General features: G+C 73.4%; 11 protein-coding genes and 1 pseudogene. 1 reads left to right on the plus strand and 11 read right to left on the minus strand.

All coding sequences use genetic code 11. The features are described from left to right. Positions 1–4: 4 nt before the first annotated feature. From AB0J86_RS32810 to AB0J86_RS32860, 11 genes and pseudogenes are all read right to left on the minus strand, one after another. Positions 5–1,216, minus strand: a complete 1,212-nt coding sequence (locus tag AB0J86_RS32810; RefSeq protein ID WP_363861558.1) for an argininosuccinate synthase — start codon at positions 1,214–1,216, stop codon at positions 5–7. A gap of 70 nt (positions 1,217–1,286) precedes the next feature. After that, positions 1,287–1,793 (minus strand): arginine repressor, encoded by a 507-nt coding sequence (locus AB0J86_RS32815; protein ID WP_363861606.1) that lies wholly within the window; start codon positions 1,791–1,793, stop codon positions 1,287–1,289. Next, positions 1,790–2,749 (minus strand): ornithine carbamoyltransferase, encoded by a 960-nt coding sequence (gene argF, locus AB0J86_RS32820; RefSeq protein ID WP_363861559.1) that lies wholly within the window; start codon positions 2,747–2,749, stop codon positions 1,790–1,792. Before argF ends, AB0J86_RS32815 begins: the two co-directional genes overlap by 4 nt. Position 2,750: 1 nt before the next feature. Next, positions 2,751–4,017: pseudogene (locus AB0J86_RS32825) on the minus strand (acetylornithine transaminase); the annotation flags it as partial. Beyond that, positions 4,014–4,919 carry an acetylglutamate kinase gene (argB, locus tag AB0J86_RS32830; protein WP_363861561.1) on the minus strand — a complete coding sequence of 302 codons (906 nt, stop codon included), beginning with the start codon at positions 4,917–4,919 and terminating at the stop codon, positions 4,014–4,016. The pseudogene AB0J86_RS32825 and the gene argB, both read right to left, overlap by 4 nt. Then, positions 4,916–6,088, minus strand: a complete 1,173-nt coding sequence (argJ, locus tag AB0J86_RS32835; RefSeq protein ID WP_363861562.1) for a bifunctional glutamate N-acetyltransferase/amino-acid acetyltransferase ArgJ — start codon at positions 6,086–6,088, stop codon at positions 4,916–4,918. The genes argB and argJ overlap by 4 nt, the downstream gene beginning before the upstream one ends. Positions 6,089–6,125: 37 nt before the next feature. Then, positions 6,126–7,133, minus strand: coding sequence for an N-acetyl-gamma-glutamyl-phosphate reductase (argC, locus tag AB0J86_RS32840; RefSeq protein ID WP_363861563.1), 1,008 nt, complete (start codon positions 7,131–7,133; stop codon positions 6,126–6,128). A 116-nt stretch (positions 7,134–7,249) separates the two neighbouring features. Next, complete coding sequence (locus AB0J86_RS32845) at positions 7,250–8,698, minus strand: hypothetical protein (RefSeq protein WP_363861564.1); 1,449 nt, start codon at positions 8,696–8,698, stop codon at positions 7,250–7,252. Then, complete coding sequence (locus tag AB0J86_RS32850; protein ID WP_363861565.1) at positions 8,695–9,717, minus strand: NAD(P)-dependent oxidoreductase; 1,023 nt, start codon at positions 9,715–9,717, stop codon at positions 8,695–8,697. The genes AB0J86_RS32845 and AB0J86_RS32850 overlap by 4 nt, the downstream gene beginning before the upstream one ends. After that, the gene (locus AB0J86_RS32855; RefSeq protein ID WP_363861566.1) at positions 9,714–10,544 is read right to left on the minus strand and encodes a glycosyltransferase family 2 protein; all 831 of its coding nucleotides are present in this window, start codon (positions 10,542–10,544) and stop codon (positions 9,714–9,716) included. Before AB0J86_RS32855 ends, AB0J86_RS32850 begins: the two co-directional genes overlap by 4 nt. Next, a complete protein-coding gene (locus AB0J86_RS32860; protein WP_363861567.1) occupies positions 10,541–11,731 on the minus strand; it encodes a nucleotide sugar dehydrogenase in 1,191 nt (396 codons plus the stop codon). Before AB0J86_RS32860 ends, AB0J86_RS32855 begins: the two co-directional genes overlap by 4 nt. 265 nt (positions 11,732–11,996) lie before the next feature. Between AB0J86_RS32860 and AB0J86_RS32865 the strand changes: the two genes are divergently transcribed. Then, on the plus strand, positions 11,997–12,815 hold the full coding sequence (locus AB0J86_RS32865) for a class I SAM-dependent methyltransferase (protein WP_363861568.1): 819 nt from the start codon (positions 11,997–11,999) through the stop codon (positions 12,813–12,815). The last annotated feature ends 67 nt before the right edge of the window (positions 12,816–12,882 follow it).

The following is a 12,882-nucleotide window of genomic DNA, read 5'->3' on the forward strand; positions in this document are numbered from 1 at the left end:
AGGGTCACTGCGCCGATCCGCCCAACCGGGCGTCCCGGGCCGCGGCCATGCGGCTCGGCAGGCCCCAGAGCTGCACGAATCCCTTGGCGAGCGACTGGTCGAAGGTGTCGCCGGTGTCGTAGGTGGCCATGCCGAAGTCGTAGAGGCTGGCCTCGGAGCGCCGCCCGGTCACCACCGCGCGACCGCCGTGCAGGGTGAGCCGCACCTCGCCGCTGACGTACTTCTGGGTGTCGTCGACGAACGCGTCCAGCGCGTGCTTGAGCGGCGAGAACCAGAGGCCGTCGTAGACCAGCTCGCCCCAGCGCTGGTCGACGCCCTTCTTGAACCGGGCCACGTCGCGCTCGACCGTGACGTTCTCCAGCTCCTGGTGGGCGGTGATCAGCGCGATGGCGCCGGGCGCCTCGTACACCTCGCGGCTCTTGATGCCGACCAGCCGGTCCTCGACCATGTCGAGCCGGCCGACGCCCTGCGCCCCGGCGCGCCGGTTCAGCTCCAGGATCGCCTGGTACGGGGTGACGGTCTCGCCGTCGATCGCCACCGGTACGCCCGCGTCGAACGTGATCACGACCTCGTCCGGATCGCGCGGCTCGGCCGGGTTGGCGGTGTACGAGTAGACGTCCTCGATCGGCGCGTTCCAGATGTCCTCCAGGAAGCCGGTCTCCACGGCGCGTCCCCAGAGGTTCTGGTCGATCGAGTACGGCGACTTGTGCGTGACGTCGATCGGCAGGCCCTTCTCCTCGGCGTACGCGATCGCCTTGTCCCGCGTCCAGGCGAAGTCCCGCGCCGGCGCGATGACCTTCAGCTCCGGCGCGAGCGCGCCGAGCCCCGCCTCGAACCGGACCTGGTCGTTGCCCTTGCCGGTGCACCCGTGCGACACGATGGTGCCGCCGTACTTCTTCGCGGCCGCCACCAGGTGCTTGACGATCAGCGGCCGGGACAGCGCGGAGACCAGCGGGTACCGGTCCATGTAGAGGGCGTTGGCCTTGATCGCCGGCAGGCAGTACTCGGCCGCGAACTCCTCGCGCCCGTCGACCACCTCGGACTCGACCGCGCCGCAGTCCAGGGCCCGCTGCCGGATGGCCGCCAGGTCCTCGCCGCCCTGTCCGACGTCGATCGCGACCGCGATCACCTCGGCGCCGGTCTGCTCTGCCAGATACGGGATGGCGACCGAGGTGTCCAACCCCCCGGAGTACGCCAGTACGACCCGGTCAGTCATGGTGTGGTGCTCCCTTCGACAAACTCTCTTCACCACGGCCCGGGTCGCTGCGCGCTCGGGCCGGTCGCGATCATGGATTGGTGGTCTCGGGTTGGGTGGCCGCCCAGCCGGCGAGCTGCCGGCCCAGCTCGGCACCGCCGGTGGCCTCGCGGGCCACCACGAGGATCGTGTCGTCGCCGGCGATGGTGCCGATGACCTGCGGCAGTCCGGCCCGGTCCAGCGCGCTGGCCAGGTAGTGCGCCGCGCCGGGCGGGGTACGCAGCACCGCGATGTTGCCGCTGGCGTCGACGCCCGTGAGCAGTTCCCGCAGCAGCCGGACCAGCCGGGCCGGGGCCTGCTCGGCGTCGCGCAGCGGGCGCTTGCCGTCCTCCGGGATCAGGTAGACGGCCGGGCCGTCGCCGCCGCGCACCTTGACCGCGCCCAGCTCCTCCAGGTCCCGCGAGAGGGTGGCCTGGGTGACCTGCACGCCGTCGCTGGCGAGCAGCTCGGCCAGCTCGGTCTGGGAGCGCACCGGCTTCTCCCGGATCAGCTCCACGATGCGGGCGTGCCGAGCGGTACGCGTCACCGGGCTGGTCACGGCCGCTCCCCGGCGGTGTCGGCATCGCCGGCGCCGGCGCGCTCGACCAGCCAGGCCAGCAGCGCCTTCTGCGCGTGCAGCCGGTTCTCGGCCTGGTCGAAGACCGCGCTCTGCGCGCCGTCGAGCACCTCGTCGGTGATCTCCTCGCCCCGGTGCGCCGGCAGGCAGTGCAGCACGATCGCGTCCGGCGCGGCCAGCGCCAGCAGGTCCTTGTTCACCTGGTACGGCCAGAACGGGGTGAGCCGGTCCCGCCCGTCGTCCTCCTGCCCCATCGACGTCCAGGTGTCGGTGGTGAGCACGTCGGCCCGGTCGGCCGCCTCCCGCGGGTCCCGCAGCACCTGCACCGACCCGCCGGTCCAGGCGGCGATCTCGCTGGCCCGGTTCACCACCACCGGCGACGGGTCGTACCCGGAGGGGCCGGCGACGCGTACGTGCATGCCGGCGGTGGCGCCCGCGATCAGGTACGAGTGCGCCATGTTGTTCGCCGCGTCCCCGACGTACGCCAGGGTCCGGCCGGCGGTGCCGCCGAGGCGCTCGGCGACGGTGAGCAGGTCGGCGAGGAGCTGGCAGGGGTGGAAGCCGTCGCTGAGCCCGTTGACCACCGGTACGGTCGCCCCGGCGGCGAGCTGGGCCAGCCGGTCGTCCCCGTGCGTCCGCAGCACGATCGCGGAGACGTAGCGGGAGAGCACCCGGGCGGCGTCGCTGAGCGACTCGCCGCGCCCGAAGTGGGTCGCCTGGGTGTCGATCACCATCGCCTGCCCGCCGAGTTCGGCGATGCCCGCGTCGAAGGAGACCCGGGTGCGCAGGCTCTGCTTGTCGAAGAGGACCGCGACCGAGCGGGGACCGGCCAGCGGGCGGAAGCCGAAGCGGTCGGCCTTCATCCGCGCCGCCAGGTCGAGCACCGCCGTCTGTTCGGCCGGCGTCAGGTCGTCGTCGCGCAGGAAGTGACGGGTCATGAGAGGTTTTCCCGGTCGTCGGAGGTGGCGTAGGTGGTGGTCGGTCCGGTCGCGGAGGCGGTGCCCGGCCGGGCGGCGGGGACGGTGCCCGGCGCGGCGGCGGGGGCGACCGCGTCGAGGGCGACCGGCAGCGCGGCCAGGAACGCGTCGGCCTGCTCGGCGGTGAGGATCAGGGGTGGGGCGAGCCGCAGCACGTCGGGCTGCACCGCGTTGACCAGGAACCCGGCGTCGCGCAGCACGCCGGTCAGCGCGGCGCTCGCCGGTGCCGCCAGCACCACGCCGAGCAGCAGGCCGGCGCCGCGTACCTCGCGCACCATCGGGTGACCCAGCGCCTCCACGCCGCGCCGCAGCCGCTCGCCGACGCGCTTGACGTGGTCGAGCAGCCCCTCGCTGGCGATGGTGGAGATGACCGCGAGCGCGGCGGCGCAGCTGACCGGGTTGCCGCCGAAGGTGGTGCCGTGGCTGCCCGGGCCGAACAGCTCGGCCGCGTCCCCGAAGGCGAGGCAGGCGCCGATCGGCAGGCCGCCGCCGAGCCCCTTGGCCAGGGTGACCACGTCCGGCTCGACGCCCTCGGCCTGGTGGGCGAACCAGTGGCCGGTACGCCCGACCCCGGTCTGCACCTCGTCGAGGACCAGCAGCGCGCCGTGCCGGGCGGTGATCCGGCGCGCGGCGGCCAGGTAGCCCGGCGGCGGTACGACCACGCCGTTCTCGCCCTGCATCGGCTCCAGGATCACCATCGCGGTCGCGTCGGTGACGGCCGTCTCCAGCGCGGCCACGTCGCCGTACGGCACGTGCGTGACGTCTCCGGGCAACGGCCGGAACGGGTCGGCCTTGGCCGGCTGCCCGGTGAGCGCGAGGGCGCCCATGGTGCGGCCGTGGAACCCGCCGGTGGTCGCCACCACGTGGGTGCGCCCGGTGCGGCGGGAGAGCTTGAACGCGGCCTCGTTCGCCTCCGCGCCGGAGTTGGCGAAGAAGACCCGGCCGGGCCGGCCCGCGAGGGCCAGCAGCAGCTCGGCGAGGGCGACGGGCGGCTCGGCCACGTAGAGGTTCGAGACGTGCCCGAGGCGGGAGACCTGCTTCGTCACCGCGGCCACCACGGCCGGGTGGGCGTGGCCGAGCGCGTTGACCGCGATGCCGCCGACCAGGTCGACGTACTCGCGGCCGGCCTCGTCGACCAGCACCGCGCCGGAGCCGCTGACCAGCCCCAGCTGCGGCGTACCGTAGTTGTCCATCATCGACTGGGACCAGCGGTCGACCAGCGAGGTCATGCCTTCCCCCCGTCACCCGGAATGATCATCGTGCCGAAGCCCTCGGAGGTGAAGACCTCCAGCAGGGTGGAGTGCCCGATCCGGCCGTCGACCACGTGCGCCGCCGGTACGCCGTCGCGCACCGCTCGCAGGCACGCTTCCATCTTCGGCACCATCCCCGACTCCAGCCGGGGCAGCAGCTCGGCCAGCTCCTCGACGGTCAGCTCGGAGATCAGGCTGCCGGTGTCCGGCCAGTTGGCGTAGAGGCCGGGCACGTCGGTCAGGATCACGAGCTTGCGCGCGTCCAGCGCGACCGCCAGCGCGGCCGCCGCGGTGTCGGCGTTGAGGTTGTGCAGCACCCCGTCGGCGTCCGGCGCGACCGTGGAGATCACCGGAATCCGGCCGGCGGCGATGAGATCGGTCACCGCGGCCACGTTGACCGACTCGACGTCGCCGACCTGGCCGATGTCGACCGCCTCGCCGTCGACGTACGCGGTGCGCCGCACGGCCGTGAAGAGCCGCGCGTCCTCGCCGGAGAGGCCCACGGCGTACGGGCCGTGCTCGTTGATCAGGCCGACCAGTTCCCGTCCGACCTGCCCGACCAGGACCATCCGGACGACGTCCATCACCTCGGGCGTGGTCACCCGCAGGCCGCCCTTGAACTCGCTGGCGATGCCGAGCCGGCGCAGCATCGCCGAGATCTGCGGGCCGCCCCCGTGCACCACGACCGGCCGGATCCCGACCAGCCGCAGGAACACCATGTCGGCCGCGAAGGCCCGTTGCAGCTCAGGGTCGACCATCGCGTTGCCGCCGTACTTGACGACGACGGTGGCGCCGGAGAACCGGGCCAGCCACGGCAGCGCCTCGATCAGCGTGCTGGCCTTGCGCTGCGCCTCGGTCAGGTCGTGGGTCGGCGCGGTCACGTCGAGTACGCCGAGTTCTCGTGCACGTACGCGTGCGACAGGTCGTTGGTCCAGATCGTCGCCGTGGCCTCGCCCGCGTGCAGGTCGATCCGTACGGTGACGTCCGCGCCGGTCAGGTCGACCTTGCTCCGGTCCTCGGCGGCGGCGCCGGCGCGGCAGACCCAGACCCCGTTGACCGCGACGTCCAGCCGGTCCGGCTCGAACGCGGCGCCGGTGGTGCCGACGGCGGCGAGGATGCGGCCCCAGTTCGGGTCGTTGCCGAACAGCGCGGTCTTTACCAGGTTGTTGCGGGCCACCGCGCGCCCCACCTCGACGGCCTCGTCCTCGGTGGCGGCGCCGACCACGTCGACGGCGATCCGCTTGGTGGCGCCCTCCGCGTCGGCGACGAGCTGCTGCGCCAGGTCGTGGCAGGCGGCGGTGACCGCCGCGGTCAGCTCGGCCTGGCTCGGCTCGATCCCGGAGGCGCCGCTGGCCAGCAGCAGGACGGTGTCGTTGGTGGACATGCAGCCGTCGGAGTCGACCCGGTCGAAGGTGACCCGGCAGGCCGCCCGCAGCGCCTCGTCGAGCGCGGCCGGTCCGGCGACCGCGTCCGTGGTGACGACGCAGAGCATGGTGGCCAACGCCGGGGCGAGCATGCCCGCGCCCTTGGCCATCCCGCCGACGGTCCAGCCGGTGCCGGCCACGACGGTGGTCTTCGGCCGGGTGTCCGTGGTCATGATCGCCTCTGCGGCGGCCGGGCCGCCCTCGCGGGACAGCCCCCGTACCGCCGAGCGGACGCCGGGGAGCAGCTTCTCCATCGGCAGCCGCTCGCCGATCAGGCCGGTCGAGCAGACCGCGACCTCACCGGCGCCGACCATCAGCCGGGCGGCGGAGCCGGTCAGCGCGGCGGCGGTCTGTTCGGCGGTGGCGTGGGTGTCCTGGAAGCCGAGCGGGCCGGTGCAGGCGTTGGCGCCGCCGGAGTTGAGCACCACGGCGCGGACCACGCCGCCCCGCAGCACCTGCTGACTCCAGAGCACGGGCGCGGCCTTGACGCGGTTGGCGGTGAAGACGCCCGCCGCCGTGGCGTCGGGCCCGTCGTTCACCACCAGCGCCACGTCGGTGGCGCCGCCGGCCTTGAGCCCGGCGGCCACCCCGGCCGCGCGGAAGCCCCTCGGCGCGGTAACGCTCATGATCGAATGTCTCCGTCTCCGACTCGGGTGCGGCTGCTCACGGGGCCACGCCGTAGACCGGCAGGCCGGTGGTCTCGGGTAGGCCGAGCATCAGGTTGGCGCACTGCACGGCCTGCCCGGCGGCGCCCTTGCCGAGGTTGTCGATCGCGCTGACCACGATGACCCGGCCCGAGTCGACGTCGACGGTCGCCTGGAGGTGGCAGGAGTTCGAGCCGGCGGTCGCCGCCGTGTGCGGCCACCGCCCCTCCGGCAGCAGGTGCACGAACGGCGCGTCGGCGTACGCGGCGGCGAGCACGGCGCGCGGGTCGGCCGTACCGCCCGGGGCCGGTCGCGCGGTCACCGTGGCCAGGATGCCCCGCGGCATCGGGGCGAGCACGGGCGTGAAGGAGAGGCCGGTCGCGCCGCTGGCCTGCTTGATCTCCGGTACGTGCTGGTGGGCGCCGACCTTGTAGGGCGACAGGTCCCCCATCACCTCGCTGCCGAGCAGGTGCGGCTTGGCCGCGCGACCCGCGCCCGAGGTGCCGGAGGCGGCGACCACGACCACGTCCTCGGGCAGGACCGCACCGGCCGCGATCAGGGGGGCCAGCGCCAGCGTGGTCGCCACGGCGTAGCAGCCGGTGGCGGCGACCCGGTCCGCCGCCGCGATCGCCGCGCGCTGCCCGGGCAGCTCGGGCAGCCCGTAGGTCCAGGCCCCGGCGTGCGGGCCGTCGTAGTACCGCCCCCAGGCGGCGGCGTCGACCAGCCGGTGGTCGGCACCGAGGTCGACCACCTTGACCGTCTCGGGCAGCTGGGCGGCCAGGGCCGCGGACTCGCCGTGCGGCAGGGCCAGGAAGACCAGGTCCGCCTCGGCCAGGGCCGCCGGCTCGGTCCGGCCGAGCACCAGGTCGAGGCCGGTGAGGTGCGGGTGTACGGCGGCCACGGGCGCGCCGGCCTGGCTGTGCGCGGTGGCGGCGACGAGGTCGAACTCGGGGTGCCCGGCGAGCAGGCGCAGGAGCTCTCCGCCCGCGTACCCGCTGGCCCCGGCGACCGCTACCCGAATTCCCATTCCTACCTCCGCATGACTATGCGGAGAAGATTATCAGCGCCCTCCTTTCTTCGCAATCACATACCACCGTCAGCATGATCATTCATTTCTCGGCCGCCAACGGTGCGACCCGGGCCTCAGCCCAGGCGGCGGCAGGGGATCCGTACCGACCAGGGGTAGGGCGCCAGCATGCGTACCCGCGCCGAGCCGGCACCGGGGTGCGCGGCGCAGTACGCGCGGGCCTCGGCGACCTTGACGTCCCAGGGCGCGCTGCGGGTGCGCAGCGTCGGCAGCCGGTAGTTCGCCGCGGCGGCGACCAGCAGGACCAGCGTGAACGCCAGCAGGGGCAGCGCCGCGCGGGCGCGCGGCCGGTCCGGCCGGGGCAGCAGCAGCGCGACCAACGCGGTCACCAGCAGCAGCGAGCACGGAAAGACGTACCGCAGCACCAACTCCCCCTGGACCATCACCTCCAGGGCGAGGATCCCGAGCGCGTGCGCGCCGGCCACCCCGGCCAGCGACCAGGCCGGCCGGGTCCGGCCCCGCGCGGCGACCAGCACCGCCGCCCCGACCAGCAGCCAGGCCCCGGCGACGGCGGCGAGGTAGCCGGCGCCCGAGCCGGAGCCGGTGTGGGTCAGGCCGTTCCCGGTGGTGCCGGCGCCCGGCACCCCCTCCGGGCCGAACAGCCCGAACGGCACCGCCCAGGTCACGAACGACCGGAGCGCCCAGAGCGGGTCGATCCGGGGATGCGAGATGTCGCCCCGGGTCGACACCCCGGCGAGCAGCCCGTACGCCTGTAGCGCCGCCCCGGCCAGGAAGGCGGCGAGCAGGGCGGCGCTGAGCCGGTCCCGCCGCAGCCCGAGGCGGAGCAGCGCGAGCGGGATGAAGACCACCGCCAGGAAGGTACTGACGGCGCAGAGCCCGACGACCCCCACCTGTACCGCCCGGACGAGCCGGCGTCGGGGGGCCCAGAGCGCACACCAGAAGAGCGCGAAGAGCATCGGGAACTGCAACGGCGCCACGCTGTTGAGCACGTTGGTGAAGTTGTTCTCCCCCACCGGCGCGGCCACGACGCCGCCCGCGACCACGGCCCGGGCGAGCGGGTGCGGCAGCGTCGCCGCGGCGGCGTGGTAGACCAGCAGGCCCAGGGCGGCGGCGCAGAGCGCGGCCGAGGTGGTGAGCGCCGCCGGCGCCCAGGCGACCGGCACGAGCGCGGCGGCCTCGCTGAGCAGCCGCGGTACGACCAGGAAGTACCCGTTCACCGGCAGGAGGATGGTCGAGGTGGCGGGCCGGTTCAGCGCCCCGGTCAGGAAGTCCGTCGCGTCCTCGGCCCAGACCGTGTTGAACGGTCCCGGACCGCCGACCCGGCCCAGGCTGACCGCCGTCGCGGCGAGCACCGCCGCCAACGCCAGCGGCACCGCCCGGCGCCGGCCGGCGCGGCCCCGGTCACCCGTCTCCCCCGGCGGCACCGGGTCGAAGAGCGCGGCGAGCCGGTCCCCCACCCCGGCCGGTCTCTCCCGCCCGGCGGGGTCGCCCGCCGCCCGTACCGGGGTGTCCCGCACCCCCACCGGGCGGCGCGGGTCCGTCACAACCGCCCGTCCCGCACCGCCCGGACCACCCACGGGATCACCTCGTCGAGCATGGCGTCGAGGCTGGTCGTCGCCGTGAAGCCGAGCACCGACCGGGCCTTGCCCACGTCGGGCACGCGCCGGCGCACGTCGTGCGCGAACGGCTCGTCGCAGACGTGGCGGAACGGCACGTCCGGCCCCTTGACCTTGCGCCAGATCAGCCGGGCCAGCTCCAGCACCGTGGTCGACTCGGCGGTGGAGAGGTTGAAGTCCTCGTTGCGCGCGGCCTCGTGCTCCACCGCCAGCACGATCCCCCGGGCCAGGTCGCCGCCGTACGTGTAGTGGCGGACCTGCCCGCCGTCGCCCAGGATGTGCAGCGGGTCCTGCCCCTTGACGATCTTCTGCACCAGGTCCGGTACGACGTGCGACATCGCCAGCTTGACGTTGCCGGAGAGCACCTCGACCTCGCCCAGCGCCCGCCCCTCCCCCACGCCGACGCAGTTGAACGGCCGCACGATCGTGTACGGCAGGCCGTACTGCTCCCAGGCGGCGCGGGCGTAGTACTCGACGGCGAGCTTCTGGAAGCCGTACGACGAGCGCGGCGGCGGGACGGTCCGCTCGTCGCCCTCCCGGCTCGGCCACCGGTCGGTCGACTCGAAGACCATCGAGGAGGAGAGGTACGTGACCTTGCGCAGCCGGCGCTCCCGCTGCGCCCGGATGGCCGCGTCGCAGGTGGCGGCCATGATCCGCTCGTTGGTGGCGAGCAGGTCGTAGGCGTAGGTGTGGAAGTAGGAGATCCCGCCGATCATCGCGGCGCCGGCGATCAGGTGGTCGCAGTCGGCCAGCAGCTCGGTCAGCAGGTCGACGTCGCGGGCGTCGCCGACGACGAACCGGTAGCCCGGGTGGTCGTCGTAGGCGTGCGCGACCGGGCCGTACTTGGAGTGGTTGTCCAACCCCACCACCTCGTGGCCGCGGCCGAGCAACTCCGCCACGACGTACCCGCCGATGAAGCCGGCCGAGCCGGTCACCAGTACCTTCACGCGTTCTCCTTCATCCGGTGGTCTGTCTCGGCGCCGCCATGGACGGGCGACCGCCGGGGCGTGGGCAGCCGCGCCGGGTCCACCGCCGCCGCCAGCGCGCGCCGACGGGCGCGCAGCCGGTCCAGGGTGAGCCGGCGGCCGTAGGCGAAGGCGTACCAGTAGAGGTAGCCGGGGAGGAACCGGCCGAGGTCGAAGCGGGACTCGCCCAGCTCGCGGTCGAGCCAGATCGTCGGCAGCTCGGCCACCGGCAGCCGCAGCCGGGTCGCCTTGGCCGTCAGTTCCAGCCCGATCTCGAACCCGGTCCGCGACTCGATGCCGACGTCGCGTACGAACCGCGTGTCGTACGCCTTGAAGCTGTTCGTGGCGTCGCGGGTGCCGACCCGGGCGAACGCGTAGAGGGTGCGCCCGGCCCAGCGGGAGAGGGTCCGCTTCAGCCGGGGACCGCCCACCTGCTGCCCGCCCGGCATGTACCGCGACGCGGCGGCCACCACCACGCCCCGGTCGACCAGGCGGGCCAGCTCGTCGATCTGCCGCGGGTCGTCGCAGCCGTCGGCCATGGTCACCACCACCACGGGGGCCTCGGCCGCGTAGATGCCGTAGCGGATCGCGTTCGCCGGTCCCGGGCCGAAGGTGTTCAGCACGGTACGCACCCGCGGGTCGGACTCGGCGACCCGCCGCGCGTACGGCACCGTGGTGTCCTCCGGCATGTCGTGCACCAGCAGCACCTCGGCCGGGAGCAGCACCTCGCGCAGGATGCGCTCCAGGCAGCGCACGATCGCCGCGCCCTCGTTGTAGACCGGGACGATCACCGAGACTCGGGGCGTCACACCAGCACCCCCCGCCCGGTCAGCCCCCACATGTCGATCACCGGCTTCTTCGTGCGCAGCCGCGCGTACTCCGGGTGCGGCGCGGCGATGATCAGCAGGTCGGCCCGCTCGACGACCTCCGCCAGCGGCCGGAGCCGCTCGTCGGCCACGTACGGGTCGGTGCAGAGGGTCGCCTTCGCCTTCAGTAGCAGGATCTTGCGGAGCTTGTACGCCAGGCTCTCGCGCGGATCGTCGCTGCCGGCCTTGAAGGCCATGCCGAGGATCCCCACCGAGCGCTGTGCCAGGTCGAACCGGTCCTCCAGGCGCGCCACCAGGTACAGCGGCAACCCCTCGTTGATCAGCATCGCCGAGTGCCCGAGCACGAAGTTGTTCCGGTTGAAGGCGGCCAACTGCATGGTGTCCTTGAACAGGCACGGCCCGGCGGCGAACCCGGGCATCGGCAGGTCCGCCGCCCGTGGGTAGTCGTGGGCGACCGCGTCCCGGATCCGGGCGAAGTCCAACCCGGAGTCGTTGGCCATCATCCAGAACTGGTTGGCGGCCGCGAACTTGATGTAGCGCCAGCTGTTGGTGAAGAGCTTCGCCAGCTCCGCCTCCTCGGGCTCCAGCCGCACGATCTTCGGCGTAAGGTGCCGGAACAGCCGCTCGGCGCGGGCCGCCGCCGCCTCGGTACGGGCCGCGACGATCTGCGGCAGCGCGAACAGCTCGGTCATGGCCCGCCCCTCGGCGATCCGCTCGGGACAGAACGCGACGTCGGCGGCGACGCCCCGACCGGCGAGCATCTTCTCGGTCAGCGCGGTCACGCCCGGATAGACCGTGCTGCGCAGCACGATCAGCTGACCGTCGCGCAGGTGCCCGACGCAGCGCTCCAAGGCCCGGGGTACGGCGGCCAGGTCCGGGTTGAGATGCTCGTCCACCGGCGTACCGACCACCACGATCACGTACTCCGCGCCGGCCACGCTCGCGGGATCCGTGGTCGCGCGCAGCCGTCCGGCGGCCACCGTCTCGGCGAGCGGCTCGGCCGCGCCGGGCTCGGCGAACGGCAGCCGGCCCGCGTTGATCCGCTCGACGGCGGCGCGGTTGATGTCGTACAGCGCGACGGTGAGGCCGCGCGAGGCCAGCGCGATTCCGAGGGGGAGGCCGACGCGGCCACCTCCCCCGATTATGCAGACGCCACTCAGTTGAACCACCCGGGCACGATTGGTCATGGACTGTCGATTCCATGACGGACGGTCGCGACGGACTACGCCACGACGGATACGAAAATGATTCGAGAATGGTGAAACCTGCCGACCACCGCGGCAACGGGGCTGCCAGCAGATTAGCGCCGCACCGCGCCGAGGTCCAGCAACGAAATTCGCTGATCGACCGGCAGCGGAAATCGATCAAAAAATCTGTCTATACCTCCGCTCTCGCCCATCGACAGCCGGCCTACCAGGTCATAGTCTCTCCGGCGTGACGGTTACCCGCGATTCCGATCCCGCCCGACCCGCAACCCCCGCCAGCCCCGAAACCTCCGCCCACCGCGAATCCCCCATCGGCCCGGAATCCTCCGCGGAAGCGGATTACCCGCCGGGCCGGAGCCAATTATCCGATCCCGAGTACTACTCCGGACCCGAGCTGGCCCGGCTCTACGAGAACAGATTCACGGCGGCGGAACTGGCGGGCAAACGTGAACTGTGGACGGCGCTCTGCCGGGGCTTCCTCGACCGATACGTCGGCCCGGACGACACCGTGCTCGACCTCGCGGCCGGCACCTGCGAGTTCAGCAACGCCTGCCGGGCCGGGCGGAAGATCGCGGTCGACCTGAACCCCGACACGGCCCGGTACGCGACCGACGCCGAGGTGGTGCTCGCCCCCGCCGACAACATGGCGCCGGTCGCCTCCGGCACCGTCGACGTGGTCTTCACCTCGAACTTCTTCGAGCACCTGCCCGACAAGCGCACCCTGCTGCGCACCCTGCGGGAGTGCCACCGGGTGCTGCGCCCGGGCGGCCGGCTGCTCGTACTGATGCCGAACCTACGTTACGTCGGCCAGCGCTACTGGGACTACCTGGACCACCACCTGCCGCTGACCCACCACAGCCTGGTCGAGGGGCTCCGGCTGACCGGCTTCCACCCCGACGAGGTGATCCCGCGCTTCCTGCCGTACACGGTCAAGGACTCGCCGGTCCGGGTGCGCGGCGGCCTGGTCCGGCTCTACCTGCGCCTGCGCCCGGCCTGGCGGCTGCTCGGCCGGCAGATGTTCGTCGCCGCCAGCAAACCCGGGCGCTGAGCCGTCCTGCGGTGCGTGGGCCCACCGCCGGCACCGGCCCCCGATCGGGTGCGACGACGCTCGTGGT

It is taken from the genome of Micromonospora sp. NPDC049559 (genome assembly GCF_040676675.1).
GTDB lineage: Bacteria > Actinomycetota > Actinomycetes > Mycobacteriales > Micromonosporaceae > JBFAPK01.

What these genes read in the sequence shown, in the direction of transcription:
- AB0J86_RS32810 (WP_363861558.1), bottom strand. Translation starts at nt 1,216, where the DNA reads ATGACTGACCGGGTCGTACTGGCGTACTCCGGGGGGTTGGACACCTCG.
- argF (WP_363861559.1), bottom strand. Translation starts at nt 2,749, where the DNA reads ATGACCCGTCACTTCCTGCGCGACGACGACCTGACGCCGGCCGAACAG.
- argJ (WP_363861562.1), bottom strand. Translation starts at nt 6,088, where the DNA reads ATGAGCGTTACCGCGCCGAGGGGCTTCCGCGCGGCCGGGGTGGCCGCC.
- argC (WP_363861563.1), bottom strand. Translation starts at nt 7,133, where the DNA reads ATGGGAATTCGGGTAGCGGTCGCCGGGGCCAGCGGGTACGCGGGCGGA.